The 17,958-nt window shown below is 73.8% G+C and carries 17 protein-coding genes and 1 pseudogene; 14 read left to right on the top strand and 4 right to left on the bottom strand.

The annotated features are described in order from the left end of the window. Positions 1-254 precede the first annotated feature (254 nt). The 5 genes from G339_RS0100175 to G339_RS0100155 are packed head-to-tail and all read left to right on the top strand — an operon-like array spanning position 255 to position 4,336. A complete protein-coding gene (locus G339_RS0100175) occupies positions 255-1,358 on the top strand; it encodes a glycosyltransferase (RefSeq protein WP_019629053.1) in 1,104 nt (367 codons plus the stop codon). Further along, the gene (locus G339_RS0100170; protein WP_240489716.1) at positions 1,355-2,089 is read left to right on the top strand and encodes a hypothetical protein; all 735 of its coding nucleotides are present in this window, start codon (positions 1,355-1,357) and stop codon (positions 2,087-2,089) included. The genes G339_RS0100175 and G339_RS0100170 overlap by 4 nt, the downstream gene beginning before the upstream one ends. After that, a complete protein-coding gene (locus G339_RS0100165) occupies positions 2,086-2,433 on the top strand; it encodes a hypothetical protein (protein WP_157407216.1) in 348 nt (115 codons plus the stop codon). The genes G339_RS0100170 and G339_RS0100165 overlap by 4 nt, the downstream gene beginning before the upstream one ends. Beyond that, complete coding sequence (locus G339_RS0100160) at positions 2,430-3,536, top strand: glycosyltransferase family 4 protein (RefSeq protein ID WP_019629050.1); 1,107 nt, start codon at positions 2,430-2,432, stop codon at positions 3,534-3,536. The genes G339_RS0100165 and G339_RS0100160 overlap by 4 nt, the downstream gene beginning before the upstream one ends. Further along, positions 3,533-4,336: a hypothetical protein gene (locus G339_RS0100155; RefSeq protein WP_019629049.1), complete on the top strand. Its 804-nt coding sequence runs from the start codon at positions 3,533-3,535 to the stop codon at positions 4,334-4,336. The genes G339_RS0100160 and G339_RS0100155 overlap by 4 nt, the downstream gene beginning before the upstream one ends. On the opposite strand, the gene G339_RS0100150 is transcribed toward G339_RS0100155, so the two are convergent. Genes G339_RS0100150 through G339_RS0100140 form a run of 3 tightly spaced genes read right to left on the bottom strand, consistent with a single transcriptional unit; the run spans position 4,300 to position 7,135 of the window. Continuing rightward, positions 4,300-5,256 (bottom strand): TIGR03557 family F420-dependent LLM class oxidoreductase, encoded by a 957-nt coding sequence (locus tag G339_RS0100150; protein ID WP_019629048.1) that lies wholly within the window; start codon positions 5,254-5,256, stop codon positions 4,300-4,302. The two genes, G339_RS0100155 and G339_RS0100150, sit on opposite strands and share 37 nt — an antisense overlap. A gap of 55 nt (positions 5,257-5,311) precedes the next feature. Continuing rightward, positions 5,312-5,533: a DUF6158 family protein gene (locus G339_RS0100145; RefSeq protein ID WP_019629047.1), complete on the bottom strand. Its 222-nt coding sequence runs from the start codon at positions 5,531-5,533 to the stop codon at positions 5,312-5,314. Between the two features lie 48 nt (positions 5,534-5,581). After that, the gene (locus G339_RS0100140) at positions 5,582-7,135 is read right to left on the bottom strand and encodes a bifunctional phosphatase PAP2/diacylglycerol kinase family protein (protein WP_033322094.1); all 1,554 of its coding nucleotides are present in this window, start codon (positions 7,133-7,135) and stop codon (positions 5,582-5,584) included. Between the two features lie 121 nt (positions 7,136-7,256). Between G339_RS0100140 and G339_RS0100135 the strand changes: the two genes are divergently transcribed. The 3 genes from G339_RS0100135 to G339_RS0100125 all read left to right on the top strand — a co-directional run bounded on the left by G339_RS0100135 (position 7,257) and on the right by G339_RS0100125 (position 9,632). Then, positions 7,257-8,231, top strand: a complete 975-nt coding sequence (locus tag G339_RS0100135; RefSeq protein ID WP_019629045.1) for an ABC transporter permease — start codon at positions 7,257-7,259, stop codon at positions 8,229-8,231. Positions 8,232-8,253: 22 nt separating this feature from the next. Further along, positions 8,254-9,042: an ABC transporter ATP-binding protein gene (locus G339_RS0100130; RefSeq protein ID WP_019629044.1), complete on the top strand. Its 789-nt coding sequence runs from the start codon at positions 8,254-8,256 to the stop codon at positions 9,040-9,042. A 68-nt stretch (positions 9,043-9,110) separates the two neighbouring features. Next, positions 9,111-9,632 carry a YbhB/YbcL family Raf kinase inhibitor-like protein gene (locus G339_RS0100125; RefSeq protein WP_019629043.1) on the top strand — a complete coding sequence of 174 codons (522 nt, stop codon included), beginning with the start codon at positions 9,111-9,113 and terminating at the stop codon, positions 9,630-9,632. A gap of 486 nt (positions 9,633-10,118) precedes the next feature. Here G339_RS0100125 and G339_RS0100115 read toward each other — a convergent pair whose 3' ends face one another. Next, positions 10,119-11,435, bottom strand: a complete 1,317-nt coding sequence (locus tag G339_RS0100115; RefSeq protein ID WP_019629042.1) for a KamA family radical SAM protein — start codon at positions 11,433-11,435, stop codon at positions 10,119-10,121. Positions 11,436-11,739: 304 nt separating this feature from the next. Here G339_RS0100115 and G339_RS0100110 point away from each other — a divergent pair, with 304 nt between their 5' ends. The 6 genes and pseudogenes from G339_RS0100110 (at position 11,740) to G339_RS0100085 (ending at position 17,955) form a co-directional block, all read left to right on the top strand. Then, the gene (locus G339_RS0100110; protein WP_157407215.1) at positions 11,740-12,453 is read left to right on the top strand and encodes a DUF998 domain-containing protein; all 714 of its coding nucleotides are present in this window, start codon (positions 11,740-11,742) and stop codon (positions 12,451-12,453) included. After that, on the top strand, positions 12,450-13,301 hold the full coding sequence (locus tag G339_RS0100105; protein WP_019629040.1) for an alpha/beta fold hydrolase: 852 nt from the start codon (positions 12,450-12,452) through the stop codon (positions 13,299-13,301). The genes G339_RS0100110 and G339_RS0100105 overlap by 4 nt, the downstream gene beginning before the upstream one ends. Then, entirely contained in the window at positions 13,298-13,669 is a 372-nt protein-coding gene (locus tag G339_RS0100100; protein WP_019629039.1) for a hypothetical protein, read from the top strand. The genes G339_RS0100105 and G339_RS0100100 overlap by 4 nt, the downstream gene beginning before the upstream one ends. A gap of 71 nt (positions 13,670-13,740) precedes the next feature. Beyond that, positions 13,741-14,136, top strand: coding sequence for a hypothetical protein (locus tag G339_RS0100095; RefSeq protein ID WP_026340996.1), 396 nt, complete (start codon positions 13,741-13,743; stop codon positions 14,134-14,136). A 94-nt stretch (positions 14,137-14,230) separates the two neighbouring features. Next, positions 14,231-15,271 (top strand): annotated as a pseudogene (gene plsX / locus G339_RS32020) (phosphate acyltransferase PlsX); the annotation flags it as partial. Positions 15,272-15,582: 311 nt separating this feature from the next. After that, positions 15,583-17,955 (top strand): HAD-IC family P-type ATPase, encoded by a 2,373-nt coding sequence (locus G339_RS0100085; RefSeq protein WP_019629036.1) that lies wholly within the window; start codon positions 15,583-15,585, stop codon positions 17,953-17,955. The last annotated feature ends 3 nt before the right edge of the window (positions 17,956-17,958 follow it).

Here is a 17,958-nt window from a genome sequence, read left to right as displayed (position 1 = left end):
AGCGCGGCGCGGCACGACCTGACACCGCGCAGCGCGGCGCGGCACGACCTGACACCGCGCAGCGCGGCGGGGCACGACGTGGCACGGGGCGGCGCGGTGCGGCACGGCCCGAGACCGCGCCGCGCGGCGTCGGCGGGTCCGCCGTTCCCGGTGGGGCGGGTCAGGAGCGGGGCGCGGGGGTTCGGCATCGGGCCGCTTACTTCGCGTTCGATCGGTTTCCGTCGAGCAAGGGATCGGCCGTCCATATCGCGCAGATGGCGGACGAGATGCTGGGCTTCTTCGGGGGCGGCCTGCTCGGGGTGCTCGGCGGCGGGCTGCCGCGCCGGCAGGTGGACGGGCCGCGCGAGACCGTCCGCTTCGACGCAAAGATCCCCAACCTCATCGACCGCGCCGAGGCGTACTCGGCCTGGGTCGCGGACCGGATCGCGGAGCACGCCGCGACGCTGGAGCTGTGCCACGTCCGCGACCCGTGGAGCGCGCTGCCCGCCGTCAGCGCGCCCGGCCGCCGCCACCGGGTCGTGTACGAGGTGAACGGGCTGCCGTCGATCGAGCTGGCGCACACGTGGCCGTGGGCGTCCCCGGCGGCGCTGGCGAAGATCCGCGAGCTGGAGCTGTTCTGCCTGGAGCACAGCGACGCGGTCGTGGTGCCGTCGCGCGTCATCGCGGGCGCGCTCGACCGCCTCGGCGTGCCCGCCGACCGCGTCCACCTGGTGCCGAACGGCGCGGACGTCGTGCCCGCGCCGCCGCGCCCGCCCGACGCGCCGGACCGCTACCTCGTCTACGTCGGCGCGCTCCAGCCGTGGCAGGGCCTCGACGTGCTGCTGCGCGCGTTCGCGCGGCTCGCGGACCTGCCCGACCTGCGGCTGGTCGTCTGCGCGTCGGTGCCCGCGCGGCGCGCGAAGGCCGTCCGGCGGCTGGCGGAGCGGCTCGGTGTCGCCGACCGGCTGGACTGGCGGTTCACGCTGCCGCACCCCGAGGTCGCGGCGTGGCTCGCGCACGCCGAAGTGTCGCTGGCCCCGCTGACGGGCTGCGCGCGCAACGTCGAGCAGGGCTGCGCGCCGCTGAAGGTGCTGGAGTCGATGGCCGCCGGGGTGCCCGTCGTCGCGTCGGATCTGCCCGTGGTCCGGGAGCTGATGGCGGACGGCGAGCACGGGCGGCTGGTCCCCGCCGACCGGCCCGCCGAGCTGGCCCGCGCCGTCCGAATCCTGCTGGAGTACCCCGACCGGGCGCGCGCGATGGGCCTGCGCGGCCGGGAGCGTATCCGTTCTGACCTGACCTGGACGCATTCGCGCGGAAAACTCGCGGCGGTTTACCGTAGCCTCGCGAACGGCATGGCCAGCTCTGACGACGGGTGGTGATCCGGGGCGTGTTCTACCGCAAGCAACGGGCCGCGCTGAACGGGTTCCATCCCGTCCACCGCACGCTGGTCGAGGAGCGGGCGACGGCCGTCACGCTCCGGCCCGCCGACACGGACGGCCTCATCCGCAGCTTCGCCGCGCACGCCGCCGCGATCCGCCGCCGCAGGTGGCGGCTGCCCGAGCGCGTCCCGGGCGTGCTGGTCCCGCTGATGCGCGTCCTCGCGGCCGACATGCGCGCGGACGCCCCGCTCGGCGTCGCCGTGGACTTCCGCGGACCGAAGGCCCCCGGCAAGGAGGGCCCGGCGATCGCGTTGCCGGTCCGGCTGCCGTACCTGTCGGTCCGGCAGTGGTTCGCGTTCGACCCGTGGCTGCGGATGCGCGCGGAGCTGCGCGACGGCGGGGCCCTCGAGCTGGCGGTCGTCGACCGGGTCCGGTTCCGGCGGATCAAGAAGAACAGCTCCCGCGGCAAGATCAAGATCAAGACGAAGAGCAAGACCGTGCGGCTCGTCACGGTCAGTCGGCGGCTGCCCAAGGGCGCGGTCCTGACCCGGCCCGCGACGCCGCCGCCCGGGTGGATCGCGGTGCGGGTCAAGGAGGGCTCGCGGCCGGTGGTCCGGGTCCGGGCGCGGCTGCCCGAGTCCGTCGAGGGCCCGGAGCTCGTCCGGCGGACGCTGCTCATGACGACCGAAACGTTCCGGTGGACCGCCCCGCAGCCGAGGAGGTCGCGGTGAACCCCTGCGGCGTGATCACCGGGTTCTTCCTGCTCAACCCGTGCGGGCGGCCGTCCGTCACCGCGTGCGCCCGCTGCGGACGCGCGCTGTGCCAGCACCACGCGGACGCTTCCGGGCTGTGCCCGGAGTGCGCCGCGCCCGCCGACCCGTACGACTCGGGATGGGCGTCCGGCTACCGGCGCACCTACTACAGCGACAGCTCGACCACCTACAACGACCCGAACTGGTACTCGACGTTCGACTCCTACGACCGGGGCGCGTTCGACCAGGGCGGTGACTGGGCGTCGGGCGGCGGCGACTTCGACGGGGACGACTTCGGCGACTCGGGGTTCGTCGACTCGTGACGCGCGTCCTCTGGCTCACCGAGCACTACCCTCCGAGCAAGGGCGGCATGGCCGAGTCCTGCGACCGGATCGTGCGGGGCCTGCGCGGCTCGGGCGCGGAGGTCGACGTCGCCCACCTGACCCGGCGGAACCGGCCGTGGCGGACCGAGCACGAGCACGGCGGCCTGCTGCTGACCGCGCCGCTCGGCGAGGACCCGGAGCACGCGCTGCGGCGGCTGCTGACCGCGCCGACCGTCCAGGACCGCGCGTACACGCACATCGTCGCGTTCGGCGGGATCTACGCGTTGCTCGCCGGTCCGGTCCTGGCCTCGCTGCTGGACGCGCCGCTGATCACGCTGCTGCGCGGCAACGACATCGACACCGGCGTCTTCTCGGTGCGGCGGCGCGCGGTCCTCGCCGATGCCCTGCGCGCCTCCGCGCGGATCTGCGTCGTGGCGCGCTCGCACATTCCGCTTGTCCGGGCGCTCGCGCCGGACGCGACGGTCGAGTTCGTCGCCAACAGCGTCGACACCGCGCAGTGGCAGGTGCTGCCGTCGGAGCGGGAGCGCGCGGCGGCGTGGCGGGCCGCGCACGTCGAGCCTGGCCGCCGCACGCTCGGGCTGATCGGGCAGCTCAAGAGCAAGAAGGGCGTCGGGTTCCTGCTGGACGCGCTGCGCGCGACCGGCCGCGCGGACCGCTTCCACCTCGTGCTCGTCGGGGAGCTGGAGGACGGCGTGCTGGCCGCCCTCGACTCGCCGTACACCGCGCTGCCGTTCCGGGAGCGCTACGACCTGCCACCGGTGTACGCCGCGTGCGACCTCGTCGCGCTGCCGTCCTTCTACGACGGGATGCCGAACGTCGCGCTGGAGGCCGCCGCGCTCGGCGTGCCGCTGCTCGCCTCCGACGCCGGGGGTCTCGGCGACGTCGCCGACGACCGCATCGGGTTCACCTTCCGCGCCGGGGACGCCCACGGCTGCCGCGCGGCGCTGGACCGCGCGGCCCGCGCGACGGACGGCGAGCTGGCGGCGCTCGGCGCGGCGGCGGCCGCCCGCGTCGCGAAGGACTTCACGCCCGCCGCCGAGACCGCCGGGTACCGCGCCGTCCTGGCCGCGACCGCCCGGTGATCGTCTGCCACGTCGAGGGCGACGGGCTGGGGCACCTCACCCGCGTCCGCGCCTACCTCCACACGCTGCGCCCGGCCGGGCCGGTGATCTACCGGACGAGTTCCCCGTTCGCGGCGGACCGCCGCGTGGTCGGCCCGGCCCGCGTCGAACGGGACTTCCCAGCCGGTTCCGTGGACGAGTTCGTCGTGGACGCCTTCCCCGCGGGCCGCCACGGCGAGCTGACCGCCGCCGACGCGCCGCCCGCCGCGCGGACCGTCCACCTGGCCCGCCTGCTGCGCTGGGACGTCTACCGGGAGCGGCTGCCCGCCGACCCGCCCCGCTTCGACCGGACGTACGTCCTGGAGGACCTGCACCCCGACCACCTCGCGTACCTGCGCTCGGTGTCGGCGGAGCTGCGCCCGCTCACGCTCGTCGATCCGCCCGCAGCGCCCCCCGCCGAGCCGGTCACCGGCTGGCTGATCGTCCACTCCGGCCCGGACTCCGAACTCCTCCACCTCGTGGACTACGCGCGCGAGACGGCCGCGATGGAAGGCGTCCGACCGCCCATGACCCTCGTCGCGCCGCGCCGCCCGGACGGGCTCCCCGCCGGAATCGCCTACCGCGACGACTACCCGGCCGCGCCGCTCGCCGCGAGTGCGGACCGCGTCGTCACGGCGGCCGGGTTCAACGCCGTCCGCCAGTTCGCGCCGCTGCGGGAACGGCACCGGATGCTGCCGTTCCCGCGCGCGCTCGACGACCAGTTCGCCCGCGCCGCCCGCGCCCGTCAGCCGCGCAGCCGGGGCAGCACCTCGGTCGAGTAGAACTTGAAGAACGCGTCCTGGTGTGGGCCGATCTGGTTGATGTAGACCTCGTCGAACCCGGCGTCCAGGAACGGCTGGACGGCCTGCAGATGCCGCTCGACGTCCGGCCCGCACGGGACCTTCTCGCGGACGGTCTCCACCGGCACCAGCTCGCTGATCTGCTGGAAGTGCCGAGGCAGCGGCAGGAGCTGGCCCGCCTCGCCGGGGACCTGCTCGTTGCGCCACAGGCTGTGCGCCAGCTCCGCGCACTCGTCCTCGTCGGGGCCGTAGCACGCCTTGAACCCGCCCGCGACGAGCTTGCCCTCGCCGCCCTCGTCGCGGAACAGCCGGACCGACTCCGGATCGGGGAACGTCGTCATCAGGCCGTCCGCGACGCGGCCCGCGATCGAGATCGCCTTCGGCCCGTAGCCGGACATCAGGATCGGCGGCGGCGTGTCCGGGACCGTGTAGAGCCGCGCCGTGTCCACCGTGAAGTGGCGGCCCCGGTGCGAGATCTGCCGCCCCCCGAACAGCGCGTGGATGATCTCGATGGCCTCTTCGAGCCGTTCCAGCCGCTGCGCGGCCGACGGCCAGCGCTCGCCGGTGATGTGCTCGTTCAGCGCCTCGCCGGACCCGACGCCCAGCCGGAAGCGGCCCTTGAGCAGCACCTGGCTCGTCGCCGCCGCCTGCGCGACGATCGCCGGGTGGATGCGCGTGGTCGGGCACGTCACGGCCGTCGTCACCGGGATCGACACCGCCTGCGACAGCGCGCCGATCACCGACCAGACGAACGGGCTCTCACCCTGCGCGTCCAGCCACGGGTGGAAGTGGTCGGAGATCCACAGGGCCTCGAACCCGGCGTCCTCGGCGAGCCGCGCCTGGTGGATCAGCTCGTCCGGGCGGTGTTCCTCGCAGGACAGGAAATAGCCGAAAACCGTCATGGCGCGGCCCTACCCGCGTGCCGGAGGACGAACGTCTACGCGCGGCAAAGGCCGGTCAGCGGGCGCGGGCGCCCGCGCGGAGCCGGTCCGGGTCGATCTCCCGCGCCGGGTAGCGCCGCAGGTACTCGGTCTCCAGCTCCTCGGTCCGCGCGGTGTGCTCGGCCAGCGCGTCGTCGCTCGCGTGGCGCAGCGCCTCCATCCGAGTCTCGTAGAGGTGGCCCAGCTCGCGGAAGAGGTCGTCGTCGTGCAGTCGGGACGCGTCGATTCCGGTGCTCATGTCACTCCTTAGTCGTGGATACCTGGCGACTACCCCGCGACTACCCCGTCACGCGGGCACCAACCCGCGCCTCGGACGGCAGAAGACCCGCAGCTCCCGCGCGTACTTCCCGAAGCCGAGCGCCGACGACACCGTCGTCACCTCGCCGTCGCGGGCCAGCCGCAGGCCGCCCGCCGGGGCGACGAGGTCGAGCGCGTCCGCCCGCCAGTGCCGGTAGCCGCGCGTCAGGTGCAGGTGCCCGAGCAGGACGGCCGCCAGCGCGCGCAGCCGGGGCGCGCGGTCCGCGGCGACGACCACGCGGACGTCCAGCCGCCCGTCGTCGAGCCGGTCCCGCCAGGTCGGCGCCGGGCCCTGCGAGCCGAACGCGCAGTTCCCGACGAAGCCGAGCCACACCCGGACCGTCCGGCCGCCGACGACCATCTCCACCGGCTGCGCGTGCCGCAGCGTGCGCGCGGCCGCCACCGCCAGCGCGGGCCACTTGCCGAGCCGCCCCTCCAGCCGCTCGCGGCGGTCCACCAGCTCGGGGTACGCGCCGAAGCTCGCGGTGTTCAGGAAGAGCAGGTCGTCGTCCGTCCCGTCGCCCTCGCCGCTGACCTGCGTCACGAAGCCGACGTCGGCGCGGCCGAGGCAGCCGCCCCGGTAGGCGGCGACGGCGTCGGCGGGCAGCTCGATGCCGAGCGCGCGGGCGAAGTGGTCGAACGTGCCGCCGGGGATCGGGAGCAGCGGCACCCGGTGGCGCAGCGCCGCGACGGCGGCGGCGTTCACCGTGCCGTCGCCGCCGATGACGGCCAGGACCTCGGCGTCCGCGGCGGCCTCGTCCAGCACCTTCGCCAGGTCGTCGTCCGGGTCGGGCCGCACGATCCGCGCAGCGGGCAGCTCCCGCCGCACGAGTTCCAGGGCCAGTTCGGCGGGCGGGCGCAGCAGCCGCCGTCCGCCGTCGGCCGCGTTGTCGCCCGAGTCCGCGTTCACGACGACGACCATGCCCTGGCCGTCCTGCGCGATCTGCACGCGCTCCCCGCCGGTCCGTGTGACCTTCGCTACCTGCGGGCGGGCGGGCCACACGAACCGCGTCCCCACGCCGACCGCCGCGCCGAGGAAGACCCCCACGAGGACGTCACCCGGAAAATGCGCGCCCGTGTAGACGCGCGAGAACGCCACCGCCCCCGCGACCGCCGCGACGGGCAGCGCGACCGCGGGCGGGGCCTCCAGCGCGACGCCGGTCGCGAACGCCGCCGCCGACGCCGAGTGCCCGGACGGGAACGCGTGCGACGCGGGCGGCCGCCACCGCACCCGCCGCGGCGGCACCAGGTCCAGCACCGGCCGGTGCCGCCGGAAGGCCCGCTTGCCCAGCAGGTTCACCAGCGGGCTCGCCACGCCGATCCCGATCACGCCGCGCAGCGCCGCGCGCCGCAGCGCCACCCGCCGCGTCGCCGCCAGCCCCGCCGCCGCCGCGAACCACAGCACCCCGTGGTCGGCGGTCCGCGACAGCACGGGCAGGACGGGCTCCAGTCCCGTCAGCCGCGCGGACGCCACCCGGTCGAACGCCCGCCGGTCGAGGTCGGCCAGGGCGCGAAGCCCGGCCGGCGCGTGTACCCGTCCCATCTTCTGCAACATGCCCGGGGTATCCCCTCGGCGGGCGACATGATTCGCGATGATCTCAATCCGGGGGTCACCTGCCGGCGAACGTCCCGCGCGGGAAGCCGACTGCAATAGGCTTCCCGGCATGAGTCACCGGGAACGGCTCACCGCCTCCGAGGGTGAGCCGGTCGCCACGATCAACGATCCCGCCCGCTGGAACGGCACGGGCGGCGCGTCGCTCGCCGAGTTCGCGGCCCAGCACGGGCTGCGGCAGAGCGCGGCGCGGCCGTCGCTTCCCGCGTACGTCAAGGCGCTCTGGCAGCGCCGGACGTTCGTCTGGAACCTGGCCAGCGCCAAGACCGCGGCGACCTACAGCGGTTCGCACCTCGGCCAGGTGTGGCAGGTGCTGACGCCGCTGCTGAACGCCGGCGTCTACTACCTGATCTTCGGGTTGCTGCTCGGGCAGAACAAGCACATCACGAACTATCCGGCGTTCCTGATCACCGGCGTGTTCGTGTTCACGTTCACCCAGCGGTCGCTGAGCGCGGGCGCCAAGTCGATCGGCAACAACCTCTCGCTGATCCGCGCGCTGCATTTCCCGCGCGCGACACTGCCGCTCGCCTACGTGATCATGGAGTTGCAGCAGCTCCTGATTTCGATGGCGGTTCTGATCGTCATCGTCCTGCTCACCGGCGAGACACCGGAAATTTCCTGGCTGTTCATCATCCCGGTCCTCGTGCTCCAACTGATCTTCAATATCGGGATCAGCATGATGATCGCGCGGATGGGGGCCTTCATCCGCGACATCCAGCAGCTCCTGCCGTTCATCACACGGACGTGGCTGTACTTCTCCGGCGTCTTCTTCATGATCGCCGAGCGGGTCGACAAGATCTCCGGGCACGGCCACCACTGGCTCGGCCGGATCATGGAGGCCAACCCCGCCGCCGTCTACATCGAGCTGGTGCGTTTCGCGCTGCTCGACACCTACCACAAGGACGCGGCCCAGTATCATCTGAACCACGGCCTTTTGTGGCTGTACGCGCTCATCTGGGCGGTCGTCGCATTCGTCGGCGGGTTCTGGTACTTCTACCGGGCGGAGGAGAGGTACGGCCGTGGTTAAGGCCCTGAAAGAAAGAAGCTCGGTGGCGGAAGCGCAGCCCGAGGTACGCCCCGACCCGACCCGTGAGCCGATCGTCGTGGTCGACGGCCTGCACATCATCTACCGGGTCTACAGCGGCGGCGGGAACAAGGGTTCCGCGGCGACCGCCCTCATGCGCATCATCAAGCGCGAGAACCGGCCGCAGATGAAGGAGGTCCACGCCGTCAAGGGCGTGTCCTTCATCGCCTACCGGGGCGACGCGATCGGCATCGTCGGCACCAACGGCTCCGGCAAGTCGACGCTACTCAAGGCCGTCGCCGGGCTGCTGCCGCCAGCGCGCGGGGCCGTCTACACCGACGGCCAGCCGTCGCTGCTCGGCGTGAACGCGGCCCTGATGAAGGACCTGTCGGGCTCGCGCAACATCACGCTCGGCTGCCTGGCGATGGGCATGACGCCCGAGGAGACCAAGGCCAGCTACGACTCGATCGTCAAGTTCGCCGACCTCAAGGCCGGGTTCATCGACTACCCGATGAGCACGTACTCGTCCGGCATGGGCGCGCGGCTGCGGTTCGCCATCGCGGCGGCCCGCACGCACGACGTCCTGCTGATCGACGAGGCCCTGGCCACCGGCGACGCCAAGTTCAAGCGGCGCAGCAAGGCCAAGATCGACGAGCTGCGCGAGGACGCGGGCGCGGTGTTCCTGGTCGCGCACAACCTCGACGTCATCGAGGAGACCTGCAACCGCGTGATCTGGCTCGACGACGGCCGCGTGAAGATGGACGGCGACCCGGAAGAGGTTCTGGGCGCCTACACCGAGGCCACCGGCAAGTAGCCCGGCCGTGTGATCGCCTCCCTGATAGGTATGGGAGGCCAATGGATCAACGGACGAGGAGACCGCCCATGAGCGCGCAGGCCCCGCTTCCCGACGAGTATCTCCCGCAGGTCCCGTCGTTCTCGCTCACCAGCTCCGACATCGCCGACGGAGAGCCGCTCGCCGAGGCCCAGGTCTTCGACGACTGGGGCTTCAGCGGCGGGAACCGCTCGCCGCACCTGGCGTGGTCGGGGTTCCCGGCGGAGACGAAGAGCTTCGCGGTGACGTGCTACGACCCGGACGCCCCGACCGGCAGCGGGTTCTGGCACTGGGTGCTGTTCGACGTCCCGGCGTCGGTCACCGAGCTGGCCGCCGGGGCGGGCGTCCCGGACGCCGCAGTCGGCGTGCAGGCCCGCAACGACTACGGGGTGAAGGCGTTCGGCGGGGCGGCCCCGCCGCCCGGCGCGCCGCACCGGTACGTCTTCACGGTCCACGCGCTGGACGTCGAGTCGCTGGGCGTCGACTCCGACACGATGCCCGCGGTCGTCGGGTTCAACATCACGGCGCACACGCTGGCGCGGGCGAAGCTCGTACCGACGTACGCGTCCTGACGGCGTCCGGGCCGCCCCGGCGCGGGGCGGCCCGGACGCGCCCGCCTCCCGAGTTATCCACAGGCCGGAGTTCGGTGTGCGAGCCGTCCGCCGACCGGGATCTCATGGGATCGCTTCCAACGAAAGGAGCGACCATGCAGGGTGACAGGGCCGAGATCGTCATGGACGCCGGCTGCGGCACGACGCAGACCTTCGAGCTTACCGCCGCCCGGGCGGGACGCCGGATCGAGATCACCGAACGCGACGGAACGCTGCGCGTCAGCGAGGTGACGCGGACGGGCCGTGAGGTACATGTCCTGCGGTTCCCGTCAGCACGCGTCCTCGCCGTCATCGAGCACCGGCACGGCGACGACGAGGCGCAGGGACAGAGCCAGGACGAGGCGCGCCACGGCGCATCCACCGGGAAGGGGAACACGCGGGCCGGAAAGGCCGCCGCACGGCGTCTTCCGGGTCGGCGGCGCCGCGGAGACGGCGCCGCCGACCGGATCAGTCCTGGAAGGGGAAGCGGTCCGCGAACGCGGGACGCAGATCGTCGAGCCACACGGCGTCCGCGTCGTACTTAGCGTAGAAGGGGCGCCCGACGAGGGACGAGTCCCGCGCCTGGATGAGGTGGAGCGCGAAGGCCTTCTCGCCCATGAGGTCCACGACGCCGTCCACGCAGACCTTGCCGGGCGTCGCCGACATCGACGGGCCGCGCACCGTGCGGCACAGCCCCGAGACGTTCGCGTAGGCGTCGCGGAAGATCTCGTACGCGCGGGCGAGCGGTACCGCGAAGTAGTCCTGCGGCCCGGTGTCGCGCTCGACGAACATGTAGTACGGGACGAGGCCCATCCGGGTCTGGACGCGCCACATGGTCTCCCATGTCCCGGCGTCGTCGTTGATCGTCCGGATCAGCGGGGCCTGGGTGCGGACGACGGCCCCGGTGTCGCGGATGCGGCGGCACGCCTCGGCCACCATCAGCGGCTCCAGCTCGCGCGGGTGGGAGAAGTGCGCCATGAACGCCAGGGTCTTGCCCGCGGCGACGACCTCCTCGAACAGCCGCAGCATCGCGTCGGCGTCGGGGTCGGTGACGAACTTCTGCGGCCAGTACGCGAGCGACTTGGTGCCGATGCGGATCGACTCGATCTGGTCGAGGGCGAGCAGCGGCTCGACGTAGCGCCGCAGGACCGGCTCGCCCATGATCATCGCGTCGCCGCCGGTGAACAGGACGCTGGTGACGCTCGGGTGCGCGACAAGGTAGTCGCGGAGCTGTGTGACGTCGTCCCCGGCCATCTTCAGGTCGGCCTCGCCGACGAACTGCGCCCAGCGGAAGCAGTACGTGCAGTAGGCGTGGCAGGTCTGGCCCTGCTTGGGGAAGTACAGCACCGTCTCGTCGTACTTGTGCTGCATGCCGGGGACCCGACCGTCCCCGAAGCTCGGCACGTTCAGTTCGAGCTGCCCGGCGGGATGCGGGTTCAGGCGCATCCGGACGGCGTGCGCGGCGGCCTCGACCTCCTCCTTCGACGCGTCCCGGCGCAGCAGGCCGGACAGGTGCGCGACGTCCGCCTCGGGGAGCATGTCCGGCTGCGGGAAGACCAGCCGGTAGATGGGGTCGTCGGGGGCGCTGGACCAGTCGATCAGCTCGTCCAGGACGTAGGCGTTCGTCCGGAACGGCAGGACGGTCGCGACCGCGCGGGTCGCCAGGCGCTCGTCGGCGTTCAGCCCTGCCCGGGCGGTCAGTTCCTCCAGGTGCTTGGCCGTGAAGGCGCGGAACTTGCGACCGGTGGATCGCGCTGCGGGAGCCGCGTCGTTCACCAGTGTCACGTGTCGGGTCTCCTCTGTTTCGGCGGGGTCGGTGCCCCGCCCCGCCCGTCGCGGAGCGTGACGGGCGGGGCATGGGACACACCCATTGAAACGCCCGCCCCGCCGGGCGACGCAAGACCCGGAACGGCCGATTGACGTGCCCCCAGGTCAGCGACCCCGCACGTACGGGACGCCCCGGCGGCGCGCGACCGAATCGACGCCCGCGCGCCGGTCACGGTCCGTGAAAGGGGCGGGCCCTCGCGGCATTCCGCGCCGAGGGGGTCATACTGATCAGGAAGACCGACCGCAGGGCGAGGGGGCCACTGTGCGCGAGGACGGACCTGGCCGGGTGCCGTTGTTCGCCGTCCTGCTGCTGGCCGCGTCCTGTTTCACGTACGCGAGTTTCGCGCTGGAGAGTTGGCTCAGCCCGAAACTGGACTCGATCAACGGTTACGCGAGCGAGCTGTCGGCGGTCGACCAGCCGTACCACGTGCTCTACAACGCGGGAGACATGATCACCGGCGCGATGGTGATCGTCTCGTCCGCGACGGCGCTGCTCACGCTGCGCAGGCGTCCGCTGGCGACGGCCGCGTGGGCGTTCCTCGGCCTGTTCGGGATCTCCGCGATCGGCGACGCGTCGTTCCCGCTGGACTGCGCGCCCAGCCTGGAGACGTGGTGCGCGCTGCGGGAACGGGCGGACACGCTGTCGTTCTCGCACAACTTCCACGAGGTCACCAGCACCGGCGTGATCACGATGGCGCTGATCGCGATGTTCCTGTTCGGGCTGGCCGCGCGGCGGTACGGCTGGTGGCCGGTGCTGGCCCGGTGGGCGTGGCCGCTGGCGGCGGCGGAGGCGGTCACCAGCGCGACGACCCTGGTCGCGATGATCTTCGGCCGGTGGCTGGGCATCATCCAGCGCGTGCAGATCGTGATCCTGTGCCTGATGCTGCTGGTGATCGCGTGGGCGCTGTTCCTGGACTGGCGGGCCGGGCGGGTCGCGCGCCGCCGCGTCCCCGAGAGCGCGGAGGCCGCCCGGTGACCACGCTGCTCGTCGCCGCCGCGGGCGAACGCGTCCACGTCGCCGAGCACGGCGCGCCGGACGCGCCGCCGGTGCTCGTCACGTCGGGGCTCGGCGGGGCGTGGTTCGACTGGCGCACCGTCACCGCGCTGCTCGGCGGCGAGTTCCGGGTGACCGTGCTCGACCGGCCGTCGCTCGGCCTCAGCCGGCCCGCGCGCGCCGCGCCGACGCTGCGCCGCGACGCGGACGTCCTCATCGCCCTGGCCGAGCGCGCGGGCCGCCCGGTGACGCTCGTCGCGCACTCGATGGGCGCGTTCTCCGCCGAGGCGGCCGCGCGGCTGCGGCCCGACCTGGTGTCCGGCGTCGTGCTGGTCGACCCGAGCTTCGAGGACGAGCGGCCCGGCCCGTTCTGGCGGCTGGCGGCGCGGGCGGTCCCGCTGACGCGCCCGCTCGGCTACGCGGTCGCCGCGACGGGCCTGCCGCTGCTCGTCGGCCCGGCGGTCCGGCGCGCGGTGCTGCGGCTGGTGTCGCGGACGATCCCGCGCGTGCGCGCGGCGCTCGTCCGGGCGGTGTACGCGCGGCCGGCCGTGCTCGGCGCGCTCGCCGCCGAGTGGCTGGCGTACGCGCCGATGGCCGCCGACCTGATCGAGCTGCGCGAACGGCGGCCGTTCCCGCCCGTCCCGCTGGTCGTGCTGACCGCGTCGGACGGCGAGGACTCCGGGACGCGGCGGACGTGGGCGCGCCGCCACGAACGGCTCGCCGCGATGAGCCCGCGCGGCGCGCGGCGGGAACTCCCCGGGAGCAGGCACATGGTGATGTACGACCGGCCCGAGGCCGTCGCGGCGGCGGTGCGGGAGGTCGCGCGGTGACGCGGGTCTTCGCGCTGCTGTGCTCGGCCGTCCTCGCGCTGTCGGCGGGCGGCTGCCGGGTGATGCAGCACATCTCCGAGGGCGCGTACCGCAACGCCGTCCGCGACGGGACCGTCGACGACCTCGGCGCGCGCGGCATCGCGCTGCGCGGCAAGCCGTCCTGCGAGTTCCCCAAGCGGGCGGGCGACGACATGCTGACGATCCGCTGCACCGGCCGCACCGCGGGCGGCGACCCGGTCACCGTGACCGGCCGCGCCGCGCGGGTCAGCCAGACCGACCCCCTGGAGGACTACGTCGTGACGGTCGGGGACCGCGTCGTGCTCCGCCAGGATTGCCTCGGGTTGGGTTGCGTCCACCGAAATCCCTGATCATCTAACGGCTCGTCCCGGATACGGAAAGCGAGGCTTGCACGGCGTGTCCCGGGGTGACGAACTCCACTGTGAAGATCACCCGTGTGAAGGCCCTGATCCTGGGCGTCGTGTCCCTCGCCGTCGTCGGCGGCGCCGTCACGGGCGTCCTGCTGGCCACCGCCAAGGAACTGCGCTACCCGACCCAGACCAAGCTGCGCTCCGCGCTGCCCGCCGCCGCGACCGCCGAGCTGAAGTCCCGCGGCGTCGCGCTCGGCGGTCCGCTGAGCTGCGCGGACCTGCCGGGCTGGACGAAGAAGCGGCTGCGCGCAACGTGCTCCGGCACGACGGCGAACAAGCAGGCCGTGGACGTCATCGGCACCGGCGACGAGGCGTCCGCCAAGCACTACTTCACGATCCTGGTGGCGGGCTCGCCGGTCGTGCAGAACGCGCCGTGCCTCGGGAAGGGCTGCCGGAAGGGCGGCTGACCGGGGCCGGGGCACGCGGACGGACGTCCTACCATGCGATGAGCTGCGGTGACCCGCGGCGCGTCCGTCCCGCCCCGCCCACCCTGGAGCCGCCATGATCCGCGACGCGGCACGTCCGGCACCGATCGCGGTGGACACGATGGGCGGCGACCACGCCCCGGGCGAGATCATCGCGGGGGCGGTGGCGGCGGTCCGCGAGCACGGCGTGCGGCTCGTGCTGGTGGGGCAGGCGCCGCGCATCCGGCGGGAGCTGGACCGGCACGGCGTGATGGGCGAGATCCCGATCGTCCACGCCGACGAGGCGCTGGACATGGGCGAGGGCGCGCTGGCGAGCTGGCGTAAGCCGCGCTCGTCGATCGCCATCGCCTGCCACCTGATCAAACAGGGGCAGGCGTCGGCGCTGGTGTCGGCGGGCAGCACGGCGGGGATCGTCGCGACGTCGCGGCTGCGGTTGAAGGGGCAGCAGGGGGTGCTGCGCCCGGCCATCGCCGTCGAGCTGCCGACGCTGCCGCGGCCGACCGTCCTGCTCGACTCCGGCGCGACCGCCGACGTCAAGCCCGAGACGCTGCTGCAGTTCGCGGCGCTCGGCACCGCGTACGCGCGCATCCGGCTCGGCCTGGCGCGGCCGCGCGTGGGCCTGCTCACCATCGGCGCGGAGCCGGGCAAGGGGAACAAGGTGACGCGGCGGGCGCATGAGCTGCTGGCGTCCGGGCACCACGACGTGGAGTTCGCGGGGAACGTCGAGGGCCACGACCTGCTGACCGGCGCGGTCGACGTCATCGTCACCGACGGGTTCACCGGGAACGTGGCGCTGAAGACGATGGAGGGCACGGTCCGGATGGCGTTCGCGGAGCTGCGCTCGGCCATGACCGCGTCCCGGACCGCGCGGATGGGCGCGCTGCTGCAGCGGCGGCGGCTGCACGAGCTGCGCGACCGGCTCGACTCCGACAGCTACGGCGGCGGGGTGCTGCTCGGCCTGAACGGCACCGTGGTGATCGCGCACGGCGCGGCGCACGCGCGGGCGATCACGTCGGCGTGCTCGCTGGCGCACGGGCTGGCGGCGGGGCAGATCGTGGAGCAGATCCGCGAGCAGGTCGCGGCGACGCGGACGTCGCGGTTCGGGCGCTGGACGCACGGCGACCGCGACCGCGAGCCGGAGCGGGACGCCGAGCCGGGCGGCGCGGAGCCCGAGAGGGCCGACGCGGGCGAGCGCGGACGGTCGTCCAGGGACGGCGCCGCCGAGCGCGGACGGTCGTCCAAGGACGGCGCGGACGCGGCCGAGCGCGGCCGAGCGCCGAAGGACAAGCCCGGCGCGGACGCGGGCGAGCGCGGCCGAGCGAAGGACAAGCCCGGCCCGAAAGACAGACCCGGCGCGGACGCGGCCCAGCCCGCCGCCGACTCCGACGAGCCCGCGCTCAGCCGGGGCGAGAACCCGGGCTGACGCCGGTGCCGGAGGCGGGACGGGGCCTGACGGCCGCGCGGGTCGCGGAGCTGCGGGCCGCCGGCCGGACCAACGACGTGCCGCGCCGGTCGAGCCGGTCGGTGGGCGAGATCGTCCGCGCGAACGTTCTCACCCGGTTCAACGCCCTGATCGGGTCGCTGTTCATCCTCATCCTGATCTTCGGCGCGTGGCAGGACGCGCTGTTCGGCGGGATCATCCTCGCCAACTCCGCGATCGGCATCGTCCAGGAGCTGCGCGCGAAGCGGACCCTCGACCGGCTCGCGGTCGTCGGCGAGACGCCGGTCCGGGTGGTGCGGGACGGCGAGGTCGTCGCGGTCCCGCAGCAGGACGTCGTCCTCGGGGACCTCATCGCGCTCGGCAGCGGCGACCGCGTCCCGGTGGACGGGTCCGTCGCGGAGGCCGCCGGGCTCGAGGTCGACGAGTCCCTGCTGACGGGCGAGGCCGACCCGGTGCTCAAACGGCCCGGCGACCCGGTCCGCTCGGGCAGTTTCGTCGTCGCCGGGAGCGGGGCGTTCACCGCCGAACGCGTCGGCCGGGACGCGTACGCGGCGCGGCTGGTGGCGGAGGCGTCGAAGTTCACGCTGGCCCGCTCGGAGCTGATGAACGGGATCAACCGGTTCCTGAAGTGGGTCACCTGGCTGATCGTCCCCACGGCGGTGCTGCTGTTCGTCAGCCAGTTCGCGGCGGCGGGCAACGCCTCGGACGCGGTGGTCGGCGCGGTCGCCGGAGTCGTCACGATGGTCCCCGAGGGCCTGGTGCTGATGACGAGCATCGCGTTCGCGGTCGGCGTCGTGCGGCTCGGCCGCCGCCGCTGCCTGGTGCAGGAGCTGCCCGCGATCGAGGGCCTGGCGCGGGTGGACGTCCTGTGCGTCGACAAGACCGGCACGCTCACCGAGCCGGGCATGGACCTGGACCGCGTGCTCCCGCTCGACGGCGATCCCGAGCCCGTCCTGGCGGCGCTCGTCGCGGCCGACCCCGACCCGAACCCGACGATGGCGGCGATCCGCGACGGCCTCGACGCCGCCGCACCCAAGTGGGAGACGACCCGCCACGTCCCGTTCTCGTCCGCTCGCAAGTGGAGCGGCGCGGCGTTCGACGGCCGCGGGAGCTGGGTGATCGGCGCGGCCGACGTGCTGCTGGCCGCGGGCGACCCGGCCCGGGAGCGCGCCGAGCGGCTCGGCGCGGAGGGCCTGCGGGTCCTCGCGCTCGCGGGCGTCCCGGACGGCGCGTTCGCCGACCCCGACGCGCTCGACGTCACCGCGTCCGCGCGGCCCGCCGCGCTCGTCGTCCTGCGGCAGCGGCTCCGCGCGGAGGCCCCGGCGACGCTGCGGTACTTCGCCGAGCAGGGCGTCACCGTCAAGGTCATCTCCGGCGACAACCCGCGCTCGGTCGGCGCCATCGCCCGCTCGCTGGACCTGCCGGGCGCCGACGCGCCGCTGGACGCGCGCGAGCTGCCCGACGACCCGGTGGAGATGGGCCGGGAGCTGGAGCGGCACTCGGTGTTCGGCCGCGTCACGCCGCAGCGCAAGCGCGCGATGGTCGGGGCGCTGCGGGCGCGCGGCCACGTCGTGGCGATGACGGGCGACGGCGTCAACGACGTCCTGGCGCTCAAGGACGCCGACCTCGGCGTTGCGATGGGCTCGGGCAGCGGCGCGACGCGGGCCGTCGCGCAAGTGGTGCTGCTGGACGACAGTTTCGCGACACTCCCCCACGTGGTCGGCGAGGGCCGCCGGGTGCTCGGCAACATCGAGCGCGTCGCGAACCTGTTCCTGACCAAGACCGTGTACTCGATCATCCTGGCGGTGCTCGTCGGGCTGGTCCACGTCCGGTTCCCGTTCCTGCCCCGGCACATCACGCTGATCAGCGCGCTGACGATCGGCGTCCCGGCGTTCTTCCTCGCGCTCGCGCCGAACACCGAGCGGGCGCGCGCCGGGTTCGTCCCGCGCGTGCTGCGGTTCGCGATCCCCGCCGGGCTCACCTGCGGCCTGGCGACGTTCGCGGGCTACTGCATCAACGTCTCGCGCCGCGACTCCCGCTACGCCGACGACAGCACGACCGCGACGATCGCGCTGTTCGTCCTGGCGCTGTGGGTGCTCGTGCTGATCGCGCGGCCGTGGAACTGGTGGCGGCTCGGCCTCGTCGCGGCGATGGGGACGGCGTTCGCGGTCGTCCTCGCCGTTCCGTGGCTGCGCCGGTTCTTCGCGCTGTGGCCGCACGACCTCGCGGGCGGCGGGACGTCCCTCGGCATCGCGGTCGGCGCGGCGGCGCTGCTGACGCTCGCGCTGCGCTGGGACGCGTGGCTGCGCCCGCCGCGACGCGGGAAAACCATGCGCGGAGAGCACCCGCCGCGCCGATAACCT

This window comes from Actinomadura atramentaria DSM 43919, assembly GCF_000381885.1.
Taxonomy (GTDB): Bacteria; Actinomycetota; Actinomycetes; order Streptosporangiales; family Streptosporangiaceae; genus Spirillospora; species Spirillospora atramentaria.
This window is presented reverse-complemented; position numbering and strand designations above follow the sequence as displayed.